The following is a 22,357-nucleotide window of genomic DNA, read 5'->3' as shown; positions in this document are numbered from 1 at the left end:
CAATGCTTAATTATGTTAAAATACGCCCGCTTTTAAATTAAGGCCCAAGTTCTCTTCCAGTCCAAAAATTAAGTTCATGTTCTGTACCGCTTGCCCAGATGCACCTTTTAATAAGTTATCTATGGCAGAAGTAATCAATAGCACATCATCATGTTTATGTAAATGGATGTGACACTGATTTGTATTTACCACTTGTTTTAAATTGATGGGCTCATCTGATATTTGGGTGAACACCGCATTCTTATAAAATTCCTGATAGATTTTTTTAGCATCTTCTAAACCGCCTTCAAATTTGGTGTAAGAAGTCGCCAAAATACCACGGGTAAAATTCCCTCTATTGGGCATAAAATACAGATTACCAGTATCTTTTTGAAATGAATGTAAGCTCTCGTTGATTTCCCCTAAATGCTGATGTGTAAAAGGCTTGTACCAGCTTACATTATTGTTTCTCCATGAAAAGTGCGAAGTGGCAGACGGACTAACACCCGCGCCGGTACTACCGGTTACAGCATTTATATGTACTTCGTTGTCCAATAACTTAGCTTTAGCCAATGGAAGCAATGCCAATTGGATAGTAGTTGCAAAACAACCTGGATTAGCTATATATTTTGCATTTTCAATATCAGATTTGAATAATTCCGGTAAACCATAAACAAACTCCTTACCATTGAAATTGGCATCGGCGTGTAATCTAAAATCATTGCTCAGATCTATGATTACGGTATCTTTTGAAAAATGATGCTCGTTTAAAAATGTGGTAGAATTACCATGGCCTAAACAGAGAAAAACAACGTTTACATTTAAATTTACATTACCCGTAAACGCAATATCCGTAACACCCAATAGATCTGGATGAGCCGTTGTTACCTTTTTTCCAGCTCTAGTAGTACTGAATACAAAATCGATTTCAGTTGCCGGGTGATGTAATAAGATGCGAATAAGCTCACCTCCCGTATAACCAGAACCGCCAATAATACCTGCTTTAATCATAATTTTATTTTCTGAATAAGTATTAAGTAAAAAGTATCAAGTAATAAGTATTAAGTACGAAGTACTTTATCCAATATTTTAAATTTTCACTTAATACTTTGTACTCAGTACTTAATACTATTTTTTCCTAACTCCTAACTCCTAACTCCTAACTCCTAACTCCTAACTCCTAACTATTTATCCCCATTTACATGGTTGTAGATTTTACCGGAATTTGAAAGAATCTTAATAAATCCTTTGGCATCATCTGCTGTCCATCCTTTATTGACCTCGCCATATTTGCCAAAAGCATCGGTCATTAAATCATGTTTAGATGAAATACCGTGTAACCTAAATTGAAATGGATATAAGCCTACAAATACATCTCCAGAAACCGTTTTTTGGGTATCTGTCAAGAAGGTTTCTATATTGCGCATTACAGCATCTAGGTAATTGCCTTCATGCAATAGCATACCATAGAAGTTCCCTTGTTGCTCTTTTTGATATTGTTGCCATTTTGTAAGCGTATGTTTCTCTAATAAGTGGTGTGCTTTTATAATAATTAAGGAAGCAGGAGCCTCAAAACCAACTCTACCTTTGGTACCTATAATAGTATCGCCAACATGAATATCCCTGCCAATGGCATATTTAGATGCCAAAGCCTCTAGTTTTTCAATATTTGCAACGGGGTTGTCTTTTGCGCCATCAATAGCAACCAATTCGCCATTTTCAAAAGTAAGTTTCACCTCTGTAGGGTTCTTTTCCTGTAATTGACTTGGGTAGGCACTATCTGGTAAAGGTTTTTCTGAAGTTAATGTCTCTTCACCACCAACGGAAGTACCCCAAAGTCCTCTATTGATAGAGTATTTTGCTTTTTCCCAAGGATAATCTACACCGTTTTCTTTTAAGTATCCTATCTCTTCTTCCCTAGCTAGTTTATTATCTCTGATTGGAGTGATGATTTCAATTTCCGGGGCAATGATCTGGAAAATTATATCAAAACGTACTTGGTCATTACCGGCGCCTGTACTACCGTGGGCAATATAACCAGCGCCTATTTTTTTAGCGTAGTTAACAATTTCTATGGCCTGTACAATTCGTTCTGCACTTACGGAAAGGGGGTAAGTATTGTTTTTAAGTACGTTACCGAAAATAAGATACTTCACTACTTTATCGTAAAAGGTCTGTACGGCATCAATAGAGGTGTAAGAAGACGCCCCTAATTCAATGGCTTTCTTTTCAATTTCCTTTATTTCCTTTACAGAGAAACCTCCTGTGTTCACGCTTACTGCATGAACTTCAAATCCTTTGTCCTTTGATAAATGCTTGGCGCAATAAGAAGTATCCAATCCGCCGCTGTATGCTAGTACTAATTTTTTCATTGTATGATGTTCAATTCCGGCAAGCCGGATAATTATTTATTTTGGTTCTATAAGTTTAGCGTTGAGAGGTTAGAAGAAAGAAATTAGGCTTCGATCATTAAATCTGTAATTGGTACAAGTCATTTTAAGCTCCCTAACTTCTATTCTCTACACTCTTATTTCTTTTTCAAGAACAGACTTTCCTTTATACTCTTTAACCTAGTAAATGCCTTTCCGTTCATCTGCTTTCCTTCTTCCGGTTTTTTGTTATGTGCTGGATCGTAAAGCATACCGGTGCATAGGCACATTTTTTGTTCCGTACGTGTAAGAATATCAAAGTTCTTGCATGTTTGACAGCCTTTCCAGAATTCTGGATCATCAGTAAGTTCAGAAAAGGTTACCGGTTTATAACCAAGCTCATAGTTAATTTTCATAACGGCCAAACCTGTGGTAATGCCAAAGATTTTGGCATCTGGGAATTTCTTTCTGCTAAGTTCAAATACTTTGGCCTTTATTTTTTTGGCAAGTCCTTGACCACGATAGTCCGGGTGTACTATAAGGCCGGAATTTGCTACAAATTTTTCGTGTCCCCAGACTTCTATATAGCAGAAACCTGCAAATTTTTCTCCGTCCAAGGCTAATATAGCATTACCGTTGGAAAGTTTTTTTTGAATATATTCCGGGGTACGTTTAGCAATTCCGGTACCACGGATCTTTGCAGATTCTGCAATGGTATCGCAAATGTCTTGTGCGTATTTAAAATGTGATTCGTTAGCAACAATTAAGTTCATTGCCAATTGGATTTAAAGTGTAAAAAAAAGTTTTGATGTTCTGTGCGGAAATGGACTCACCTAATTCCATAAATATATATTACCCTTACGGGCGACGACGGCGAGATGTGAACGGACGTGCAAGAGCAACTGGACTCACGGTACTGTATAAAAAGTAGATTTCTTCGTTCATTACGGGGTAAATGTACAAATTATATTTAATCGACATCAACGATGGTTATTTTTTTACAAAAACTTTACTTTTTGTTACGTTGTGCAATAATTTCAAAGCTTAAAAAGCAAAATACTGAAATATATTCAATGGCCAACAACCATAAATTTTCCTTGTAATCTAATTGGGAATAGGCAAAATAGCTCAGGACTATGGCCATAGACCAAACCAAGGCGTATCTAAAGGAAGTAAATAGGGCTAGCAACACCAAAAAGATAATGTACCACGGGTGTACCGTAGTGGACATAAAATAATAAAGGGTCAATACCCACATCATTGATGCTAGTACTGCATTTAAATTGCGTTTTTTCTGTATAAAAGTAAATAGGAGAACTATCGTAATTGTAGCCCAAGGTGTTATTTTTCCATTTTCTTTTATGAATTCCCATGGTTTGGCATCAAAATGCATGGCAGTATATTTTGTTATATTATATAAGCTGGCATTGAATTCAAAATTGGAGAACCAAAGCCTAAGGGTACTCATATAATGGTCTATAAATAATGGGGTATAAAAAGGTAAAAACAGGAGCAGACATGTAAGTCCCGTTATGGCATAGAATAATAAGCTTTTCTTCCAGCCCAAATAGGTGAAAAATAGGGGGAGAAACAATAAAGGCACCAATTTTATTGAAATGGAACATCCCATGACTACTGCCGCCAAATGCCACTTTTTCATTGATAATAAGTACATGGCAGTTATAAAGAAGAATAGCATGACTCCTTCAAAATGAAGATTACCCGTTAATTCAACAATAACCAGTGGATTAAGGAAATACCAAAAAATCAACTGAGGTGATCTGTTCAGGTTTTTCAGCAACTTTCTTCCAAAATAAAGAATGCCAATATCAGCCATGATTATGCCACCGCGCATTATAACAAGAGAGCCTAAAATGCTGTTTCCGCCAATTAAAGAAGAAAGCCCAAATATGAACTGGTTCAAAGGTGGGTAATTACTATAGTGCTTTGCACTAAGGCTGCCCATACCATTAAAAAGTTGCTGTGCATTGGGGATGCTATTATTAGGTGCTAATATCAGTTCTTGGGGTATGTGTAAATACGGATTCATAGTGTTGGCTACTAAATGCCCATCCCAAATAAAACGATAAAAATCTTGTGATAGATTGGGTTCTGCAATGGTAAATAGTAGCCTAAAGAAAATACCTATTGCCAAAAGAAATTTAAAATTCCATTTTTCAAACTGTATTAATTTGTAGCACAGGAAAAACAGGGCTACAAATAAAGTCAACAATTTTATAAAATCTGTACGGGGAAGATAATAGGCAAAAGTGATATAAAACACTGAACCCATCACTGCCAAAAGTATTGAAACCTTATGTAGCTTCAAAAATGTACTTAGGGAATTAGGCATTATTGGTTAGGTTTTGTATTAAGGCAATATAAGATTTTTGCATATATTTTGTTTAGGACTGTAGCATTTTACCTAAAAGTTCCTTCATCATTTTGGCGGCTAGGTAAGCGGTCATATCTTGAAAATCCCTATCTGGATTGTATTCCACAATATCTGCTCCTACAATTTTTGTATCAATACAATGAATTAAATCTAGGACTTGCCTAGAAGTAAGTCCGCCTGGCTCATGGTGTGAAACCCCTGGGGCAAAGGCAGGGTCAAATCCGTCCATATCCAATGAAATATATACTGGGTTTTCAAATTTGGATATTGTATTGATATCCAAATTGCGCATCTCGTGCAATTCTACATTAAATTTTTTTGCCTGTTCCGCCTGATGTGGGTTTAAGGTTCGGATACCTACCTGAACTAGTTTTACCGCATAACCGTTTTCCATTATCCGGGCAAACGGACATGCATGGGAGTAAGGGTCTCCGTCATATGCATGGTACAGATCGGCATGTGCATCAATATGTAGTATGTCCAATTTAGGATAAAAACCGTGAAACGCTTTTATAATTGGAAAGGTGACCGAGTGGTCGCCACCTAGAGTAAGTATTTTGGGCAGTTTTTTTTGAAAGGTTATTTTTTGTGATGGATTCTATGTCAAAATAGTCGGTTATTACATAGTCTCCAGCATCAACAATTGTTTGGTGCTCTATGGATGTGCCCAATTCTGAATATAGATTCATGGAGTCACTGTATAAAGCCTTTCTTATTTGTTTTGGAGCTTTGGCAGGACCTTTTTGAAAAGAGGATTTTGCGTCCCAATTTATACCTTGAATAATAATATTTTGCATAAGTTAAAGGGCATTACAATTCAATATTTATAATACTAAAAACGTTGTTCAAAAAGAAACATGTTTATGGTTGACAATAAGTTTTTTATGGAATTGGTGTCCAATCCAAGTTCTTTAATATTGGGAACAATGACGGTTTCTACTTCATTTGAGGTCCACATTGCATCTATAAGGATAAAGCCTTCCGAAGTGGCGACAATAAAAGATTCAACCCCTTTAAATCCTACATAATAAATATTATCAAAAAATTGGGTTGGCGCTACTACATTGGCATCGAATAAGGGGTAATTGCGTATACCTTCAGGTATTTCGTCTTTGTTGCTCTTAAGTTTGCTTGAAGTATTAGAGGGATTACCTGTTTGCTGTTTTTTTGAATTACAACCAAATATGAATACAATACTTAATAGGAAAATTATTTGTTTCATTTTATGCGATTTATTTTTACAAAAACATTCATGCAACCACTGTAATTAGAGGTCCGTTTTAAAATAATCAATTTTAAAAAAGTTGTAAAACGATACCGTTAATCAAGCAAGAAATAGATTGAAATAAAGTTAAATAAGGGTTGGGGTAGCAAGGTTACTCACCTAATTCCGTAATTTTTTTTTCATATAACTTTTTACTTTCAACTACGGCTACATTAAGTTCTTGCATAATACCGTCTACCCTACCTTCAATACTTTTCATTTGGTCGTTGATATTATCAAAAGAATTAAGTGCCGCTGCAACTTCCAAAGCTTTGACCACTTCTACGGCATCTCCATGAAGTAATTTTAGTTTATTTATTGCTTTAGAGGTATTGGCCAAGGTGCCATTATATTTGTCACGGGCCTTTTCTATGGCGCTTAAAAGGGTTTTTTTACTGGTCTCGTCACTAAGGCTGTTTGTTTGCTTTTCCATGGCAGCAAATAGATTGGATGCCTTATCCTTTAAATCTTCATATTCCTTGTTTAGGATTTGAACACGGCGATCTACTTTTTCCCAATCCCCATAAACCTTGGCGAATTCCTTGTCCTCGTTTTTGGTTTCTTCCAAAGCACTTTTTAAAGCGTTCAAAGATGCCAAGCCCTTATTTACATTTTTATTAGCGGTCTCTTTTTTGTTTTCAAATGCGTTGACCTGTGATTTAAATTTATCCTTTAAGCGTATAAGGTCTTCTGGACTTTTATCTTTCCAGCAAGAGGTAAGTAATAGAGTAGTCAATACTACGAATAATGTTTTTTTGTACATGAAATCAAGCTTTAGTTAATGGTGCGCTAAAGATACATATTCTTAAAATCTAATTTTCACCAAGAGCTTATGGTATAGGAATCTATGCAACGGAATAAAGTGTTTATTGGCACAATAGTATTTTTTAAACACAGCTAACATTGAAGGGCTTGAATTTTGATAAAAAAAAATGTCTTGGTTGGCGTGGGGGAATGCGCGGATCAATAAATAAGTAGTTTGAAACAAAAAGCCTTCTACCGTAAGGGTAGAAGGTTTGCCTAGTTATTTTTAAGGGCTATACGCCTACATTATCCTTGGACCATGCAAATTTTTGAAAAGGGGCATCTACCGGTGTGTTGGCAATATGGTTGGTATAATTGCTGATCACTTTTTGAGATACACCCAAAATAATGTCCAATACGTGTTGTTCACCATAACCTGCGGCGTAGAACGCCTCTAAATCATCAGAGGTTACATGGCCTCTATTTCTAACAACGGTCAAGGTCATTTTACGTAGCGCCTCTAGCTTGGTATTTTCCAATGGTGTTTCATTGCGAAGGGCATTGGTTATGCGATCATCAACCTTCATCATTTTTGCAATTCCAGTATGCGCGGGCACACAATAATGACAGGCATGCTCTACATTGATCGTTTGCCACACTACGGTCAACTCATCATTGTTGAACGATGAGTTTGTAAATAGTTCATGTAATGATTTGTATGCCTGTAACAATGGGGGTGATCCGGCAAGAACTCCATGTAGCCCAGGAAGCATTCCAAAGCTTTTTACGGATTCCTCTAATTGCGTTTTACTTCCTTCAGGAGCAGATGCAATGTTATGTACTTTTAATGTTGTCATAATATAAAATTTAAATAAAATAATAACTAAACAATCGTTTAGTTTTAGGTTAAAAAAAAGGGTTAAATGTTATTGAATGTCATTTCAATATAATCTTCAATTTCTTTGTTGGAATTTACTTTTGTTGCCGCCGCCAAGCCATGTTTGGCAAGTAACAAATAATTGGCCTGTTGCTCTATAGTAGCAAGGTCCTTTTCAGTGTTTATTTTAAGTTTTTCTATAAAAAGTTGTTTGAGGTCCTTCATAAAACTTTCCATTTCCTCTTTCACCAATTGATCATCACTATGGGCAAATTCATAGTATGTATTAGTAACTAGGCAGCCTTTTTGATTTCCGTTCATATTTCCTATTGCAACAGAGTCGTAAAAAAATGCCTTAATATCCTCAACGCCATTTTTGGCCTTTTTAAATTTTTCAAAAATGGCATGTACACGTGTTTTGTAAGATTTTAAGCATTCTAAAAAAACACCATGCTTATTGCCAAAACTGGAATAAATTGAAAATTTATTAATGCCCATTTCACGCTCCAACATATGCATAGAAGTACTTTCATATCCGTTACGCCAGAACAATTGCATTGCCTTGTCAATAACCTCACTTTCTATATATTGTTTTTTACGCGCCATATGCTATAAATCCATTACAAAACTAACCATTCGTTTAGTTATATAAAAACCTTTTAACAAATGTTTGTGTAAAGCATGTTTAAATTTTGGTGTCAATCCGTTTTCATGACCGGTGTAAAGGGTTGCTTTAATTTAGATTTAATGAAGGTTGAAATCTGATCATGTGGGCCATTAGGGTAAAATCCAAAAACACATATGGTCTCGTTACCGGTATAAGCGCGCTTGTCCTCATCCCTTCCATAACTGAAGATTGCCATATTATCGCCTTGTCGCCAACCTTCATCTCCTGCAGCAGTTGGACCTCTGTCTTTTACTCCAACATAAAAATCTGGGTATCCTTAGGGTCACTATCGGCCAAATAGAAGTAAGGGGAAGGAAATTTGTTGCCGAACTCAGGATTTAACTAACCTAAACCGCCTTCTACAAATGTTCTATGGACGCCATCCTTCAATACATAATAATCTTTTTCTATCGGTGCTTCTTGTTCGCCTTCCACAGGACCTTCATATAAAAATGCGTTGTTGTCTTTCACCTTTATTATTTTAATAGTGGCATGTGTAGGGTAAATGTGATATTCCAGATCATACGTTTCGTTTGAAGTTCTCATGATTAAATGATCGCCCTCTAGGACGTGATTAAATGCTAATGGATTTCCTTTTGCATCCGGCCAATAAGATGTAGCGTTGCTTTTGCGCTGTGGATGGTTAAAATTACCTACTCCAAAGTTTGGCCAGCCCCGGTACTCATCTTTACCTCCATTGGATGATGAGGTATTATAGCCTTTATCCGCATCGTTCCCGATCCAATCATTGCCGGCTTGATCAAAGGCACTGCTAAAGCCAGTTTTACCATCTGTTTCCCCATTTTCAAAATACCAGGTACCACCGGCAGCGGCAATTTTCCAACACATATTATCAAAATGTTTTACCCTGGTTACCCTTACGTTTTTAGGAAATGGTTGATATCCTATACCTGCTGTAGGTTCAGTGCCATTATGTTGATAAAAGTGTGCAGATGCTTGCCATGCTTGGTACATTTGGTCAACGAACGCATTGGCATTGCCGTTAAATTGGATTACGCACCTATTGCCTACCAGAAAATTGCCCATGATAGATGCGTTATAAGTAGATAGGTAATAGCCAAGACCTTGCTTGTGAGTTATGGTCGGAAATTTATTCCAATCTTCAACAGAATTTTTTCGATAAAAAATGATTTGTCTTCACGTACCCCATAAAGGTCTTTAATGACCATTTGCTGTTTGTCCATTGTTCCCCAAGTGACCGTTAGGTAAAGTTCCGGTATGACAGATTGGTACCATGCACCGTGATATGCTACTTTTTGTGAGGGTAGATGTTGTTTATGTAATCTTTGACCCAATAGATAAAATCATGCTCGGAAACCGAAGATGTCCGGGAAAAGGCATTAACCAACTCATCTATGAATTTTTAGAATCTCCATCAAACTGTAGTATGGTCAAAGGCCTAACTTTAAAACTGCCCATGGTGGCCTCTTTGTATTGGGTAATATAATAGCCTATTTCAGGGTAGTATTCAATACCTGGCAGATCCGTCCAATTTTCCTCTTTTTGTCTACCTATAAAAAGAGACTCGTTTTCTGTTAACCCTTCAACTTCCCTAAGTTCAGATTGTGTAGAGGTTACTTTTCCCCAACTAATGGTAAGCTTATGTTCTGGCAAATTAACCTGAAACCAATCGTTAAGATGGTCAAAAGTGGCATTTTTATAGTTTTCCGGAATATATTTTTTTAACCAGTAGGCAAATGCCGTGTTGTTTTCTGGTAAGGCATTCTGCCGGTGTTGTGAAAAAGATAAATGATCATTCAAAATGAGCACTACAATAGTGAGTATATAGGTTTTCATAATAGCATCGGTATATTTCGTTTATTTTCGATAATGGAAGATAATATTTAAAAAACGAAAATAATCGAAAATATAAAAAATCGGTTTCGCACTATAATTTCACATAACAGGCTAATTGATAGGTGATTAAATTGTTATTAGATGTAATAGATTAAACTTTCAATCCCTATTGATCGTCAAGAATTTTAATTCATTGCCAAGAAACCCTTCTTCAGAATTTGGTTCATTATCTTTTATGACCATAATATTTCCAGTTTGTTCGTCGTAAGAATTCCAAGTGGGTAGACCGTCATTATTTGGGTTTCCGGTTTTTGCAAAGTTCACCCAGTAAGAAGAAAGTACGTCCTCTATCATCTTGTCACTTGGTTGCCAATTCCGTTTCCATGTATGCAAGGTGTGCAATGTATAGGGAACGTCACTTGTATGAAAAGCTCCGTAATTGGGAAAACCCTGTTTATCCGGTGGTACGTGACCAAACTGGTATAGGTAGGTGGGTTGTGTGTTATACGTTGCCAAGAGATGTGATGGCACTCCCGCAAAGTGCAGCATACCCAATTTGCTTTTTACTTTTTTGACATCCTTTTTTGTTTCGGCAGGAAAAATAGTTAGAAAATCCGATGCCTTAGCGCCGTATTCTTCTTGGGCCTCGTTATAATAAGCCTCAACGGTCATTTCATTATCTCCTAAAAAATTTCCGTCCCCGGTTACCCAGCCGCTTATTATAGGTATTTGATGCTGTCTGCCATTTTTAAAATGGCCTATTATATCCTTAGGAACTACGTAGCCTTCTGTTGTAATGCCAAACCGCCCTACATTGGTGTCATTACTGATAAGATGTACATCTTTCGCAGGTAAATTTCGTAATTCGTTGATAGTGGTTGCCTTGACCTTTTCCATAAAGCGTATTCCGGTAGCTTCGGCATCGGCCAGGGATTGTGTCCTTGTGCTTCCCAATAGACCCCCGCTTTGTAATATGGCCTTATGGAACAACTCATCGGAAAGGGGAGAGGCAATTAAGGTATTCACGCTAAACGCCCCTGCCGACTGTCCGGCGATAGTTACATTGTTAGGGTCGCCACCAAATGAGGCAATATTGTTCTTTATCCATTTTAAGGCGGCTATTTGGTCCATTATTCCATAATTGCCCGATGCATTTTTCCCGGATTCAGCAGTCAACTCTGGGTGAGCCATAAAACCAAGTATACCTACACGATAGTTAAAACTTACGAATACAACGCCTTTCTTGGCCAATTCCTCACCATCATAAATAGCACAATTGGCAGAACCACTTGAAAGTCCGCCACCATAGATCCATACAAAAACCGGTTGTTTTTCTGTTTTGTTCTTTGCAGTCGTCCATACGTTCAAGTATAGGCAATCCTCATTTAAAGGTTCGGGTAAGGCAATAAACTCTTCTGTCCAACAATAGAAAGGTTCCGGGGTATTTTGAATGGGGCTTGGCCCAAATTCGGTACATTGTAGAATTCCGTTCCAAGATAAAACCGGTTGCGGAGCTTTCCATCTTAAATTACCTACTGGAGGTGAGGCAAAGGGAATACCTTTAAATATACGCACCGTTTTATCCGTGTTATAACGCCCTTCTATTTTACCCTTGTCCGTATCAACAATGGTTTCACTGTGGAAATTACAGCCTAAGGTTAGGCAACAAAGTAGCAGATGCAAATATTTCATGGATTTGTTTTATAGTTCATTTACTTTTTGTTGTTAGTCTTGATTTTTATGGAGGACATCACAAGGTACTAAATATCCCATTGTTATTTTCTTTTTGATAGGTACTGATGAAGCTGGTATAAACAATTTACTATATCTTTAAATTACCTCCCTAATCATATCTTATGAGTATTTAACTAACTAAATATAAACTGATCAAACATGAAACAAATACTAACCCAAGTAACTCAAGGCGTGTTCTTAACGGCATTACTAATGGTATCCTCTTGTAAGGAAGAAGAAAAGCCCATAATTGACCAAACAGCAGAATTGAACCAATGGTTTGATGACAAATACGAAGAACGGTTGCAAATGAGTCCGTTGGCACTTACCGCCCAAGGAAGAAAGGACCAATATGATAAAATCGATGACCTTAGCAAAGCGGCAGAGGAAAACGAATTGGCGTGGATGGCGGCAAGTACAAAGGAGCTGCATGAAAAGTTTGATTATGATAGTTTAAGCGATGCGGACCGCACATCCTATGATCTATGGACGTACCAATATGAAATCATGAAAGAAGGTGAGGCCTATAGCCATATGGATTATGTGTTTGACCAAATGCATGGCATGCATACACGGTTGCCCAGTTACTTGATCAACTTTCATAAAGTGGACAGTATTGCGGATATGAATTCCTATATCTCCAGAATCAAGGAAACAGGTAGGGCAATGAATCAACTGGTAGTGCGTGCAAAGGAGCAGGCTGCAGCGGGTATATTGCCGCCAAGGTTTGCCTTTGAAACCGTAATTGTCCAAACAAAGGCTTTAAAGGACGGTACGCCTGTCTTTAATGATATGAAAAGTAAGATAAACGCGCTTTTGACCGGGGATAAGATTACGGAAGAAGAGGCGACGGAACTAATCGGGAAATCGGAAAAAGCGATCAATGACTATTTTAAGCCGGCATATGCCGATCTGTTGAGTTGGTTGGAAAGCGAAGTGGATAATGCAGAAGAAAAGCCCACTGGGGTTAGTAGGCATGAAAATGGCAAAGATTTTTATAACTATCGTTTAAAGGTATTTACCACCACCGGTATGACCGCGGATGAGGTTCATGAAATAGGCTTAAAGGAGGTAGCTAGAATAAAGAGTGAAATGTTGGCGATAATGGAGAACGTAGGATTTGAGGGCGATTTAAACGCATTTTTTAAGTTCGTAAATTCTGATGAGCAGTTTTTTTTTCCAAATACGGATGAAGGAAGACAAGGATACTTGGATGAATCCACAAAATATTTGGACGATTTGACCAAGAAGCTACCGGACTATTTTGGCATTTTGCCCAAAGCGGAATTACAGGTAAAACGAGTGGAAGCATTTCGTGAGCAGGACGGTGCGCCACAACATTATTCTGCAGGTACCCCGGATGGTTCCAGAAAAGGGACCTACTATGTGCATTTATCGGATATGAACGCTATGCCAAAATCAACAATGGAAGGCGTAGCCTATCATGAAGGTAATCCTGGGCACCACATGCAAATCTCCATTGCACAGGAATTGGAATCCGTACCTAAGTTTAGGACGCAGGCCGGTTTTAGTGTGTACAGTGAAGGCTGGGGCTTATATTCAGAAGCATTGGCCAAGGAAATGGGCGGATATCAAAATCCATACTATGATTTTGGACGTTTGGTGAACGAAATTTGGCGGGCCATTAGATTAGTGGTCGATACGGGCTTACATGCCAAGGGATGGACGGAAGCTGACGGTATAAAGTACTTTACTGAAAATTCATCTATTGCCCAGGGAGCCATGAAAGCGGAAGTACAGCGGTATATGGTGATGCCAGGGCAGGCAACATCCTATAAAATAGGGATGCTCAAGATTCAAGAATTACGTAAAATGGCAGAAACTGAATTGGGCGATAGCTTTGATATCAAAGGATTTCATGATACCATACTTGGTGGCGGAGCCTTACCATTAGAATTATTAGAACGTAGGGTAAGAACATGGATAGCCACACAAAAGTAAATGCTTTAATTTATTGTAAAGTGCTGTAAGGATGAATACCTTATGGCATTTCTATATCAGTAAGGACAATAGTTGTACGGCATCGTGAAAGGGAATACATCTAAAAAAGTAAAAAGACCATGGCCCACCAAGGCGGCTATGGAACAGGTTTATGCCATGCAACTTTGGGGAGAAAACGGAACAGCATTTTATTCCGGAGAAGGGTCTCACTTACCAAAGATCGTAACCCCTTATATAGAGGTAGTCTCCTCGTTCCTAGGTTCCTTTGAACGCCCTTTACGAGTGTGCGATCTTGGTTGTGGTGATTTTAATATAGGCAGTACATTAGTAGCCTACACAGCGCATTATATAGCTATTGATATAGTTGAAAGTCTTATAGTTCACAATCAAAAAACATTTCTCCAGGAAAATTTGGAATTTCATTGTTTGGATATTGCCGTAGACCCCTTGCCCAAAGCGGATTGTGCAGTGGTACGGCAAGTTTTACAACATCTTAGCAATCAGGAAATACAACAGATCGTGGAAAAATTGGCCCAATATAAATATGTGCTGCTTACCGAACATTTGCCTGATCAAGAATTTGAACCCAACAAGGATATCATATCGGGGCAGGGCATACGTTTAAAAAACCATAGCGGGGTAGACTTGTTGGCCCCACCGTTCAATTTCAAGGTAAAAAAGGAGACTCAATTATTGAGTCTGCAGGTTGCCAAAGGGAAAATCGTAACCAAATTATACCAAGTATTTTAAGGATTAGTTGGTTTTTGGAGTTAAAGTAAATGCTTAAGCTTTACCTTTTTTATATTTAGGTAATCTTGGTTGTGTACATTAGTTTTGGTGATGAGCGGAACTCTTTTTGTAATAATGATTCCGGCATTTTCCAATACTTCAATTTTTTCCGGGTTGTTTGATAACAGTTCTATGGATTTTACTTTTAAATGTTCAAGAACCTTGGCCGCAATGGTAAAATCCCTCAAATCCGTATCAAACCCCAAGGAATGGTTAGCTTGTATAGTATCTTGTCCCTCATCCTGTAATGCATAGGCGTTAATTTTGTTAAAAAGTCCTATACCTCTACCTTCCTGTCTTAAGTACAGCACAATACCGCTACCTTTTTCGGCAATGGCCCTTAGGCTTTCCTCAAGCTGTTCTCCGCAATCGCACTTTTTTGAAGCGAACACATCTCCGGTAAGACACTCTGAATGCAACCTTGTCAACACATTTTCCTTAGTCTCTAGTTCCCCTTTGTAAAGTACACAATGCTCAAAATCAACACCTTCTTCCTTAAAGGAAATGATGTTAAATTTTCCATATGCCGTTGGTAATTGTGCGGTATTCGAATATTGAATGTTCATGATAAAATCTACTAATTTCAAATAAAATGGAACAAAACCGTTCTTTTCCATCTACTTTGTCGTACAGAACAAAACTAATTACATTTCAACGGATAAATATTAAAGTAGTATAAGAAATTTCAAATTTCATGGAAAACATCGTTGAACAACCAAAACGGAGACCTTTCTTTTTTTTTGCACCAAAAAACTTAAGCATTAATAATAATTTTCATTTTTTTGGAAGCGATACCTTTTCCGCCCGCCATTACACTTTTAATACTATGCTGTTGTAATTTTAAGTGCACAATGATCAAACTGGGAGAAGGTTTTGACATATATTTTCCTTGTTGAATATGAAACGCCTCCTTTGTAATATGCAGTTTGTCATACAAATAACATGCTAAGGGTCCTGCTGCCATACCAGTTCCCGATTCTTCCAGTATGCCGTAACTAGGGGCAAACATTCTGGCCGTGGCATCATACTGGGTGCTGGGAGCAAATACATAATAGCCAATTAGATTTAGTGTGTTACTGAGTTCGGTAATCAATTGAAATTGTGGGGTTAGTTTTGCAAGTACATTTTCATCTTTTACGGGTACCATTAAAAAAGAATTGCCCGTATTTACTACGAGAATAGGGGCATTGGGTAATAAGTCCGTTTGTTGAATTCCCAATGACTTCAAAATGACATGGGTTTGTTCATCTACTTGGGTATAGGTCGGCGCCAGTTGTTCCATAAAAGCTAAATCTCCTTTAAGTTCTATGGATCTCTTACCATCTATGGTTTCCTTGGAAGATATATTTTTTTTCAGTTTACCTAGTTGTTTAAGGTAGGAGAAGGTTGCTACGGTAGCATGGCCACAATGGGCAATTTGTCTGGTAGGCGTAAAAAAATCCAATTTAAAATCTTCGGTCTTTGATGTTGAAACAAAAGCGGTCTCTGACAACCCCACCTGTTTTGAAATTTGAAGCTTGTCCTGAACCGATAAGTCATCTGCATTTAATACCACTCCTGCAGGATTGCCACCTTGGCCATTTTCTGCAAATGCGTTCAAAATCTGTACGGTAACTGTTTTTTTAGAATTGTCCATAGGATACAATTTTTATGTTATATAATAGGGACGTAGAGGAGAGGAAAAAGACGGAGTTAAAAATCATTTTTTTTAAAATCCAATAATTTGCCGGTTTTGTCAGATGTTACATTAGGGCAATCCAAAATCGTTTCCTTTAAAATTTTCTTGGCTGTTTGCACTCTGGATTTTGTGCCGGAATAGGAGATTTTTAAATGGGCGGCCAATTCTTTTTGGGAGTAATTTTGAAAAGTAGTCAGCACAATTGCTTCTTTATGCTGTTGGGATAGGGCATTGATTTTTTGGTTGATACAGTGGCTGAGTCTTGAATAGTCAAAATTGTTGGACTCTAAAACGGGCAATTCAATTTCGGCTACTGAAATGTCCTGTTTTTTCTGAATACCTCTAAAATGGTCAATGATACTATTTCTGGTAATTTGATAAATCCATGAAGTAAGTCTGGAAAGTTGCTTTAATTGATGGATGTTGGTCATTACTTTAATAAAAACCTCCTGATGTATATCCTTTGCGGATTGCTTATCTTTAACTTTGTTTAAAATAAACGTAAAGAGTTCTTCGCTAAGGTCTTTCCAAATAATCGTGATTTCCTTTTCCATGCCTTAAATCTACAAACTTTTGTACACCACTGTCAGTTATGAACAGTGAGTTTATCAATATAGTAATAAATTAAGCATGTTCGTTTTCCTATCAAGGGACTAAATCATAGTTTTTCTGGAAACAGGAAATTGTTTATGTATGAAATAACATGAAAATAAAGTGGCAAAGCAAATCCTATAATTCAGCTTTTTACAGGTGTTTATTTATTTGTCAGTAACTACTACAGAGTTTGCAATATAGTCGTGTACGGCCTTTTTCTTTTTATTTCCGGTTACCGTTAAAAGAGATACCCAGCCTAAGGTGAATTTGAAAATAAACCGCACAAGGGCGGAGGGAAAGCCAATATAATTTTCCCTATCAGTATCTTTTCTTACCGTAATATTACTAAAGGAGTGGCCAATTGTACCACCAAATTGACTCGTAAAAAGAGGGTCGTATAAAATGAACAATAGTACGGCTATGACAATACGAACATAATTGGGGACATTGTCAAATAAATTCAATAGTTCTGAGGCTGCGTACATTGCAGCTATTAAAAGCAATGCATCAATAATTGCTGCTTTTATACGATCTGGCAATATAGCGTAATCGGATTTTGTTAGGACTTGCATGGCGTTATTTTTAGTATGATTGGCGCGATGGCTACGGATAAATTTAGTAATTTTTTAAGCTGATTTAGAATAAGTTAACTAAAGCTTTGCTTATCGCGTTCCTAGTTTGTTTTTTGTTGCAATGGCATTGAAAAGGCATTTGGTTTGTGTATTACTGGCGCTTTAATAGGTGTTAGGTTGTTACCTGAATCATTTAAGGTGTTTTTGTTTTGTTCTGGACCTTTTCCCCTTTAATAGGTGAGTATTCCTTTTTAAGCTCCCCGTTCACAAGAATATTGGTAAAGTAGCTTTTTGCCCCAGTGGCTTTGTTCATATCCTCTATATTTTGCAAATGAAAATGCAAATGGGCCTCTGATGAATTACCTGAATTTCCACAAAGTCCTAATAAATCTCCTTGTTTTACGTGCTGTCCTTGCTTTACTACAATAGAATTTTGTTTAAAGTGGGCAAAAAATAGAAATTCATTCAGGTCTGTTTTTAAGATGACCGTATTGCCAGGAACATAGATAGGATTCATCTCTCCGGGAATATTGTCCTTTATACCGTCCACGACCAGAACAACTTCCGCATTGCAGGGAGCAATAAGTTCTTTACCAAAGGCGTAATAGTCTTCGTTTGTTTTTCCGTCGGTTTTATATGATTTTCCAGTATGATCCGTAATGACGATATCAAATGCATTTTTTTGGGCCTCGTTATTTACATGATAGTTTAATTCCTTGGTGTCTCCTCCCCAGAAAATGGTCCATTCGTCATTAAAGGGTAGTATAAAATCTGTAGTGTTCCTTACAACCTTAGGCAGATCGGGATCTTTGAAGGGCTTAACGAACAACCCGTTTATTTTTCCTGTTTTATCAAGCGAAATGTTTACGGCCAAGAGTGCCCGCTCAAAATTAGTTCTGTACGAAGCGTAAGTGCCATTTTCATAAGTAATGAATGTTCTGTTCACCATTTTACCGGCTTGGCTCTTAAGACCTTTTAGAAAATCGGTGGTTTGTTCCAATGGTAGGGCCGACTTCATATCTGGGGCAAAGAGCTCAAATATGTCCTTGTACTGCTCTGCATTATATAATTCCTGAAATTCGTTGGCTACTTTTTTTATGGTTTCTTTTTCTTCTTGACCAAAGAATAATAATGGCATTAGAAGTAGCATTGGTATTATTGATTTCATCATGTGTTAGGTTGTTTAAAATATAAAATACTGCGTTGTGTATACAGGCTGTACGTATAAGGTCTTTTCAGCCTCATCAGGAAATATATTCATCAATATGCCCTTAACAAGTTATGTACCTTGCCTAGCCATTAATTTTTCACAGCCAAATCCTCCCTAGTGACCAGTTTGCCTCCAATTATTACATGTTCAATAGCGTTGTAAGCTTCAATATCCAGCAAAGGATTTTTGGTTAAAATGAGCATATTGGCCTTTTTACCTGTTTTTATGGAACCTATGTTAGCATCTAAATGAAATGCTTTGGCATTATTGATCGTAGCTGAAGATAAGATTTTATCCAATGGTACACCGGCCTCTTTCATCAATTGCAGTTCCCAATACCCATTATGGCCCGGTTGGTTGCCATATGTTGGAGCAGAGGGCGTATCCGTACCAAATAACAGTAATGCATTGTGATCGGAAAGGTATTTTAACGCAAGCATGGCATGTGCCTGGATATTGCCATATATCTTATGCACCTCACCGGTTTCAAGCTCGCTGAAAAGTTCTTTGGCAAACCACTGTCCTTCTTCGGTTTTATACCAATCTAGCAATTTTTTGGGTACTACCTTTTGTAATTCGGGTTGGTCAAGAAAGGCTAGGTCCGCTAGTGCCTCTTCACCGGAAAGGACGGTTAGGGTGGGGGTGTAGCCTATTTGTTTTTCTATTATTTTATCCAAGGTTTGTTTTACTTCTAGCGGTAGTGAATCTAATGGTACATCCCTATAGGTTTCCCAATTCCATAACCCATGTGCAATGACATCTACCCCTACATCTGCCAAAAAGGAATGAGCCTCTAGGGAATTGCCATGCACGGTCAATACCAAATCGTTGACGTGCGATTCTGATATTAATTCGCTCATGATTTCCTTTGTGGGCACGGGTAATTTTGGCATGCCCCTAAATCCTGATTCGTAATAGGATTTCACGGCAATGGCTCCTGTATTTTTTATACGTTGCACTACCTCCTTAGGTGTGTGGTCCGCAGGATCGTATTTATCAGGGATATGTGCTGCCTGGCTTTCCAGGTAAATAAAATTTGGGGTAGATTCAAACCGGTATTGTTCCGGTGCAAAATTCATTGGATAACCATTTGCAACGGATGCCCCAGAGCGACCTGTATGGTAAATATCCGGATGAATAGGCCGGGTATTGATAGCGGTTAATTGTTCATTGGATATGCCACCAAGATTAATGAGTGAGGTAAAGCCATAATACAGGTAACTGTTGGGCATTTGCGAGGTAAATTGTTTGGCGAGTTCTGGGTTGGCTTCCATATGATGGGGCAACATTCCTTGAACTTCCGTAATATGAACGTGACTATCTATTAGGCCGGGAATAATATATTTACCCGTGCCATCTATTTGTTCAAAAGTGCCACTAAGGGTAGGTTTTTTTTATCGAGGTAAACAATAGAATCGTTATTGATTACCAAATGACCATTATACGGATGGTAGTTGCCGTCTTCTGAGGTAATGATGGTAATGTTTGAAATATATACCCCTTTTGTCAGTTTTAGTCGCTCTTGGGTTTCTTGGCATGATAATGCCAATATTGTGATAAATAGTACTATAGCCTTTTTCATAAAGCTTTGTTTTATGTTTGCCATGGGGTAGTACAAGTATAAGAAATGTAATTGATTTTGAAGTGTTTACTGTTGCCAAGGTATATGTGGTATGGTAGGTAATTCTAAATTATTTAGGGTTATAGCAACCGCTTTTATCAAATTGTAATTAAAATTTTCACAAGTTTCGTTTGAAGGATTAGTGCTTGTTTTGCCCTTATTCTTTTAAAGTGTATGAATAAATAATATCGTTGTTTTTAATATCCCAAATGGACTACACATTAATTATAAGACCTTTAAACCGGTTGATTAGTTTTTTTTCCTCGGCCCTAATAAAAATTAAGAGCATTACATAAACAATAGGAAAAACAAAATAAAAGGCTAACGGAATTCCCAGGTCTACAGTTAGTTCCAAAGCCAACATAATAATAGGAATTAACAGTATTAACAACAGACCATATTTAAACGTTGTATATAGTTTAATTTGTGTTCTTGTTTTAGACAAGTTAGAAAAGGTTGCATATACAATGATTGCGCTTTTTGCATCATTGTTTAAATCAAGGGCGTAGTTTGTACCAATTGAAAATGGTAGGCTTAGGATACAATCCGTTTGCGAAATCCATTTGACAAAAATGTGCTTTTCATGGAGGATCGATTTTTTTAGCTCCTCGATACCCTTATCTACCACCAGAATTTCTTGGTAGTTAGTTAGAATGGACATTGATCGGTTTCTGTATTAACATACCACAACATATTAGGTTCTTGATTTCAGTTGAAAAATTGAATTGTATAGTTCTTTTTAGTTTTGATTGAATTTTTTGAAATCCTATGTTTTTCATGTATCCTAAACTTGACATTCTCATGTTCTGTTTCTTATTTCAGGCTCAAGTTTTTAAGTTTGGATAGTAGTAGGCACTAATCTAATATTCTAAAAATTGGCATAGATAGGAGTACTTACTATTCTTGGGAAATTTAGTAAAAAACTTAATGTGCCGGGACAGTGTTGAAAATGATTTTTTTCCTGTTCTAGAATGTAAAACAGCGGTTATTGTTGACCAATTGTACATGTTTGCACTTAAGGATTATGGCCATTTTGAGCAAGTGCTGTTTTTTTCTTATCGACATTTATTCAAAATAAAACTGGTGTCGTTAAGTTTTAGTATTTTAAAATTATGACCTTGAAGGTCAATAGGAACTGTGCTTAAAATGTACTTTGAATTTTTGGCAATATTCCAAGTACCTTCAGTAGAATTTTGATTTGCCTGTTCCAAATAAACAATTCATGACGTACGAATCAATGATGGTGCTGTCCTCTGCTATTTTTAAGATAGATCCATAATGTTCTTTGGTCTCATCAATTTTTACATATTTCAAATTCTTTTCATTATCCGTAAGCAACCATAATCCTTCAAGATGGTTTAGGGCTACCCTATTACTCTTGCAGGAAAGAAAACTTAAGACTAAAACTAAACCGATAATAAATTTGAAATTTGTGTTCATCATTTATTGTTTCCTTTAAAAAATGAGTATTAGGATAAAATTTGGACCAAAAATTTCTTGTTCTTTAATGTTAACAAATCTGTGTGAATTTTCTCATAAAAATGTTTATAAATAATTTGATATGTAGCTATAACTAATATAGTTCGTTTAGAGTTTTTCTAGGTCTTTAACCGTACTTGATCGAGGATAAGTATACCCATGTTATATAAAATAATTGTAACGGAATTCTGAACCATAAATAGTACAATCCATGTCCGTTAAACGTGGCTTTTTGATACTCTATATGTTCAATTGCAGCTTTTATGTTTGCTGGTATTATCAAAATAAAAAACAAAATTAGTAGATAGGCTGTCAACGTTATATATTGTGGAATATGTAACCCAATTGCACCAAAAATTTCAATTATCCCGGTAAAATAGACTATTTCTTTTTTGTACGGTATGAAATTGGGAATCATCATGGCCATCCCTTCAGTGAACATAAAATGACCTATTGCAGTGAAGAGTAGCATTACGGACATGCCAATTCTAGCGTACAAGGAAATCTCGTACGTTCCATGTATGGATTTAAAGGCTATTCCTGTAATTAATGTGGCAACTAGTAAAACAATTAAGGGTTTCATTTTTTATTGTAAAGTTGAAGAC

The 22,357-nt window shown here is 37.0% G+C and carries 26 protein-coding genes and 1 pseudogene; 3 read left to right on the top strand and 24 right to left on the bottom strand.

All coding sequences use genetic code 11. The features are described 5' to 3' along the window. Nucleotides 1-15: 15 nt before the first annotated feature. The 3 genes from argC to Q2T41_RS07220 form a co-directional block, all read right to left on the bottom strand. Entirely contained in the window at nucleotides 16-990 is a 975-nt protein-coding gene (gene argC / locus Q2T41_RS07230; protein ID WP_304435526.1) for an N-acetyl-gamma-glutamyl-phosphate reductase, read from the bottom strand. A gap of 173 nt (nucleotides 991-1,163) precedes the next feature. Continuing rightward, nucleotides 1,164-2,351, bottom strand: a complete 1,188-nt coding sequence (locus Q2T41_RS07225) for an argininosuccinate synthase (protein ID WP_304435525.1) — start codon at nucleotides 2,349-2,351, stop codon at nucleotides 1,164-1,166. Between the two features lie 155 nt (nucleotides 2,352-2,506). Continuing rightward, nucleotides 2,507-3,121, bottom strand: a complete 615-nt coding sequence (locus tag Q2T41_RS07220) for a GNAT family N-acetyltransferase (RefSeq protein ID WP_304435524.1) — start codon at nucleotides 3,119-3,121, stop codon at nucleotides 2,507-2,509. 35 nt (nucleotides 3,122-3,156) lie between these two features. On the opposite strand from Q2T41_RS07220, the gene Q2T41_RS07215 reads away from it, so the two are divergent. Continuing rightward, nucleotides 3,157-3,279, top strand: a complete 123-nt coding sequence (locus Q2T41_RS07215) for a hypothetical protein (RefSeq protein WP_304435523.1) — start codon at nucleotides 3,157-3,159, stop codon at nucleotides 3,277-3,279. A 78-nt stretch (nucleotides 3,280-3,357) separates the two neighbouring features. On the opposite strand, the gene Q2T41_RS07210 is transcribed toward Q2T41_RS07215, so the two are convergent. From Q2T41_RS07210 to Q2T41_RS07160, 11 genes and pseudogenes are all read right to left on the bottom strand, one after another. Further along, the gene (locus Q2T41_RS07210) at nucleotides 3,358-4,701 is read right to left on the bottom strand and encodes an MptA/MptB family glycosyltransferase (RefSeq protein WP_304435522.1); all 1,344 of its coding nucleotides are present in this window, start codon (nucleotides 4,699-4,701) and stop codon (nucleotides 3,358-3,360) included. Between the two features lie 52 nt (nucleotides 4,702-4,753). Continuing rightward, nucleotides 4,754-5,540, bottom strand: a pseudogene (gene speB / locus Q2T41_RS07205) (agmatinase). 35 nt (nucleotides 5,541-5,575) lie between these two features. Beyond that, entirely contained in the window at nucleotides 5,576-5,965 is a 390-nt protein-coding gene (locus Q2T41_RS07200) for an MBL fold metallo-hydrolase (RefSeq protein WP_304435521.1), read from the bottom strand. 154 nt (nucleotides 5,966-6,119) lie between these two features. After that, entirely contained in the window at nucleotides 6,120-6,770 is a 651-nt protein-coding gene (locus tag Q2T41_RS07195; RefSeq protein ID WP_304435520.1) for a hypothetical protein, read from the bottom strand. A 274-nt stretch (nucleotides 6,771-7,044) separates the two neighbouring features. After that, nucleotides 7,045-7,608, bottom strand: a complete 564-nt coding sequence (locus tag Q2T41_RS07190; protein WP_304435519.1) for a carboxymuconolactone decarboxylase family protein — start codon at nucleotides 7,606-7,608, stop codon at nucleotides 7,045-7,047. A gap of 62 nt (nucleotides 7,609-7,670) precedes the next feature. Further along, a complete protein-coding gene (locus Q2T41_RS07185) occupies nucleotides 7,671-8,234 on the bottom strand; it encodes a TetR/AcrR family transcriptional regulator (protein ID WP_304435518.1) in 564 nt (187 codons plus the stop codon). Between the two features lie 92 nt (nucleotides 8,235-8,326). Next, nucleotides 8,327-8,491 (bottom strand): hypothetical protein, encoded by a 165-nt coding sequence (locus Q2T41_RS07180; protein WP_304435517.1) that lies wholly within the window; start codon nucleotides 8,489-8,491, stop codon nucleotides 8,327-8,329. A gap of 146 nt (nucleotides 8,492-8,637) precedes the next feature. After that, nucleotides 8,638-9,342 (bottom strand): hypothetical protein, encoded by a 705-nt coding sequence (locus Q2T41_RS07175; RefSeq protein ID WP_304435516.1) that lies wholly within the window; start codon nucleotides 9,340-9,342, stop codon nucleotides 8,638-8,640. Nucleotides 9,343-9,392: 50 nt separating this feature from the next. Next, on the bottom strand, nucleotides 9,393-9,611 hold the full coding sequence (locus Q2T41_RS07170) for a hypothetical protein (protein ID WP_304435515.1): 219 nt from the start codon (nucleotides 9,609-9,611) through the stop codon (nucleotides 9,393-9,395). A gap of 58 nt (nucleotides 9,612-9,669) precedes the next feature. Beyond that, complete coding sequence (locus Q2T41_RS07165) at nucleotides 9,670-10,113, bottom strand: hypothetical protein (RefSeq protein ID WP_304435514.1); 444 nt, start codon at nucleotides 10,111-10,113, stop codon at nucleotides 9,670-9,672. 159 nt (nucleotides 10,114-10,272) lie between these two features. Then, complete coding sequence (locus Q2T41_RS07160) at nucleotides 10,273-11,805, bottom strand: carboxylesterase/lipase family protein (RefSeq protein ID WP_304435513.1); 1,533 nt, start codon at nucleotides 11,803-11,805, stop codon at nucleotides 10,273-10,275. Nucleotides 11,806-12,006: 201 nt separating this feature from the next. Here Q2T41_RS07160 and Q2T41_RS07155 point away from each other — a divergent pair, with 201 nt between their 5' ends. After that, nucleotides 12,007-13,809, top strand: coding sequence for a DUF885 domain-containing protein (locus tag Q2T41_RS07155; protein ID WP_304435512.1), 1,803 nt, complete (start codon nucleotides 12,007-12,009; stop codon nucleotides 13,807-13,809). Nucleotides 13,810-13,947: 138 nt separating this feature from the next. Next, the gene (locus tag Q2T41_RS07150) at nucleotides 13,948-14,559 is read left to right on the top strand and encodes a class I SAM-dependent methyltransferase (RefSeq protein ID WP_379921409.1); all 612 of its coding nucleotides are present in this window, start codon (nucleotides 13,948-13,950) and stop codon (nucleotides 14,557-14,559) included. Nucleotides 14,560-14,579: 20 nt separating this feature from the next. On the opposite strand, the gene ribA is transcribed toward Q2T41_RS07150, so the two are convergent. From ribA to Q2T41_RS07100, 10 genes are all read right to left on the bottom strand, one after another. Next, on the bottom strand, nucleotides 14,580-15,215 hold the full coding sequence (gene ribA / locus Q2T41_RS07145; RefSeq protein ID WP_304435511.1) for a GTP cyclohydrolase II: 636 nt from the start codon (nucleotides 15,213-15,215) through the stop codon (nucleotides 14,580-14,582). Between the two features lie 137 nt (nucleotides 15,216-15,352). After that, nucleotides 15,353-16,234 (bottom strand): PhzF family phenazine biosynthesis protein, encoded by an 882-nt coding sequence (locus Q2T41_RS07140; RefSeq protein ID WP_304435510.1) that lies wholly within the window; start codon nucleotides 16,232-16,234, stop codon nucleotides 15,353-15,355. A 56-nt stretch (nucleotides 16,235-16,290) separates the two neighbouring features. Beyond that, nucleotides 16,291-16,830: a sigma-70 family RNA polymerase sigma factor gene (locus Q2T41_RS07135; protein ID WP_304435509.1), complete on the bottom strand. Its 540-nt coding sequence runs from the start codon at nucleotides 16,828-16,830 to the stop codon at nucleotides 16,291-16,293. Between the two features lie 204 nt (nucleotides 16,831-17,034). After that, nucleotides 17,035-17,442 carry an RDD family protein gene (locus Q2T41_RS07130; RefSeq protein WP_304435508.1) on the bottom strand — a complete coding sequence of 136 codons (408 nt, stop codon included), beginning with the start codon at nucleotides 17,440-17,442 and terminating at the stop codon, nucleotides 17,035-17,037. A 193-nt stretch (nucleotides 17,443-17,635) separates the two neighbouring features. Then, complete coding sequence (locus Q2T41_RS07125) at nucleotides 17,636-18,613, bottom strand: DUF3887 domain-containing protein (RefSeq protein WP_304435507.1); 978 nt, start codon at nucleotides 18,611-18,613, stop codon at nucleotides 17,636-17,638. 128 nt (nucleotides 18,614-18,741) lie between these two features. Then, nucleotides 18,742-19,941: an amidohydrolase family protein gene (locus Q2T41_RS07120; protein ID WP_367186836.1), complete on the bottom strand. Its 1,200-nt coding sequence runs from the start codon at nucleotides 19,939-19,941 to the stop codon at nucleotides 18,742-18,744. Between the two features lie 68 nt (nucleotides 19,942-20,009). After that, nucleotides 20,010-20,234, bottom strand: a complete 225-nt coding sequence (locus Q2T41_RS07115; RefSeq protein WP_304435506.1) for a hypothetical protein — start codon at nucleotides 20,232-20,234, stop codon at nucleotides 20,010-20,012. A gap of 253 nt (nucleotides 20,235-20,487) precedes the next feature. Next, complete coding sequence (locus Q2T41_RS07110; protein WP_304435505.1) at nucleotides 20,488-20,934, bottom strand: hypothetical protein; 447 nt, start codon at nucleotides 20,932-20,934, stop codon at nucleotides 20,488-20,490. Between the two features lie 521 nt (nucleotides 20,935-21,455). After that, entirely contained in the window at nucleotides 21,456-21,716 is a 261-nt protein-coding gene (locus Q2T41_RS07105) for a hypothetical protein (RefSeq protein WP_304435504.1), read from the bottom strand. A gap of 163 nt (nucleotides 21,717-21,879) precedes the next feature. Next, nucleotides 21,880-22,335 carry a DoxX family protein gene (locus Q2T41_RS07100; protein WP_304435503.1) on the bottom strand — a complete coding sequence of 152 codons (456 nt, stop codon included), beginning with the start codon at nucleotides 22,333-22,335 and terminating at the stop codon, nucleotides 21,880-21,882. Between the last annotated feature and the right edge of the window lie 22 nt (nucleotides 22,336-22,357).

Source organism: Maribacter confluentis (assembly GCF_030505015.1).
In the GTDB taxonomy this organism is placed as follows: domain Bacteria; phylum Bacteroidota; class Bacteroidia; order Flavobacteriales; family Flavobacteriaceae; genus Maribacter; species Maribacter sedimenticola.
This window is presented reverse-complemented; position numbering and strand designations above follow the sequence as displayed.

What these genes read in the sequence shown, in the direction of transcription:
- Q2T41_RS07175 (WP_304435516.1), bottom strand. Translation starts at nt 9,342, where the DNA reads ATGGGCAATTTTCTGGTAGGCAATAGGTGCGTAATCCAATTTAACGGC.
- Q2T41_RS07225 (WP_304435525.1), bottom strand. Translation starts at nt 2,351, where the DNA reads ATGAAAAAATTAGTACTAGCATACAGCGGCGGATTGGATACTTCTTAT.
- Q2T41_RS07100 (WP_304435503.1), bottom strand. Translation starts at nt 22,335, where the DNA reads ATGAAACCCTTAATTGTTTTACTAGTTGCCACATTAATTACAGGAATA.
- Q2T41_RS07200 (WP_304435521.1), bottom strand. Translation starts at nt 5,965, where the DNA reads ATGAAACAAATAATTTTCCTATTAAGTATTGTATTCATATTTGGTTGT.
- Q2T41_RS07190 (WP_304435519.1), bottom strand. Translation starts at nt 7,608, where the DNA reads ATGACAACATTAAAAGTACATAACATTGCATCTGCTCCTGAAGGAAGT.
- Q2T41_RS07135 (WP_304435509.1), bottom strand. Translation starts at nt 16,830, where the DNA reads ATGGAAAAGGAAATCACGATTATTTGGAAAGACCTTAGCGAAGAACTC.
- Q2T41_RS07115 (WP_304435506.1), bottom strand. Translation starts at nt 20,234, where the DNA reads ATGAAAAAGGCTATAGTACTATTTATCACAATATTGGCATTATCATGC.
- Q2T41_RS07120 (WP_367186836.1), bottom strand. Translation starts at nt 19,941, where the DNA reads ATGTTGCCCCATCATATGGAAGCCAACCCAGAACTCGCCAAACAATTT.
- Q2T41_RS07140 (WP_304435510.1), bottom strand. Translation starts at nt 16,234, where the DNA reads ATGGACAATTCTAAAAAAACAGTTACCGTACAGATTTTGAACGCATTT.
- ribA (WP_304435511.1), bottom strand. Translation starts at nt 15,215, where the DNA reads ATGGAAAAGAACGGTTTTGTTCCATTTTATTTGAAATTAGTAGATTTT.
- Q2T41_RS07130 (WP_304435508.1), bottom strand. Translation starts at nt 17,442, where the DNA reads ATGCAAGTCCTAACAAAATCCGATTACGCTATATTGCCAGATCGTATA.
- argC (WP_304435526.1), bottom strand. Translation starts at nt 990, where the DNA reads ATGATTAAAGCAGGTATTATTGGCGGTTCTGGTTATACGGGAGGTGAG.
- Q2T41_RS07160 (WP_304435513.1), bottom strand. Translation starts at nt 11,805, where the DNA reads ATGAAATATTTGCATCTGCTACTTTGTTGCCTAACCTTAGGCTGTAAT.
- Q2T41_RS07155 (WP_304435512.1), top strand. Translation starts at nt 12,007, where the DNA reads ATGAAACAAATACTAACCCAAGTAACTCAAGGCGTGTTCTTAACGGCA.
- Q2T41_RS07185 (WP_304435518.1), bottom strand. Translation starts at nt 8,234, where the DNA reads ATGGCGCGTAAAAAACAATATATAGAAAGTGAGGTTATTGACAAGGCA.
- Q2T41_RS07220 (WP_304435524.1), bottom strand. Translation starts at nt 3,121, where the DNA reads ATGAACTTAATTGTTGCTAACGAATCACATTTTAAATACGCACAAGAC.
- Q2T41_RS07105 (WP_304435504.1), bottom strand. Translation starts at nt 21,716, where the DNA reads ATGATGAACACAAATTTCAAATTTATTATCGGTTTAGTTTTAGTCTTA.
- Q2T41_RS07195 (WP_304435520.1), bottom strand. Translation starts at nt 6,770, where the DNA reads ATGTACAAAAAAACATTATTCGTAGTATTGACTACTCTATTACTTACC.
- Q2T41_RS07165 (WP_304435514.1), bottom strand. Translation starts at nt 10,113, where the DNA reads ATGAAAACCTATATACTCACTATTGTAGTGCTCATTTTGAATGATCAT.
- Q2T41_RS07150 (WP_379921409.1), top strand. Translation starts at nt 13,948, where the DNA reads ATGGAACAGGTTTATGCCATGCAACTTTGGGGAGAAAACGGAACAGCA.
- Q2T41_RS07210 (WP_304435522.1), bottom strand. Translation starts at nt 4,701, where the DNA reads ATGCCTAATTCCCTAAGTACATTTTTGAAGCTACATAAGGTTTCAATA.
- Q2T41_RS07125 (WP_304435507.1), bottom strand. Translation starts at nt 18,613, where the DNA reads ATGATGAAATCAATAATACCAATGCTACTTCTAATGCCATTATTATTC.
- Q2T41_RS07110 (WP_304435505.1), bottom strand. Translation starts at nt 20,934, where the DNA reads ATGTCCATTCTAACTAACTACCAAGAAATTCTGGTGGTAGATAAGGGT.
- Q2T41_RS07215 (WP_304435523.1), top strand. Translation starts at nt 3,157, where the DNA reads ATGTTCTGTGCGGAAATGGACTCACCTAATTCCATAAATATATATTAC.
- Q2T41_RS07180 (WP_304435517.1), bottom strand. Translation starts at nt 8,491, where the DNA reads ATGGCAATCTTCAGTTATGGAAGGGATGAGGACAAGCGCGCTTATACC.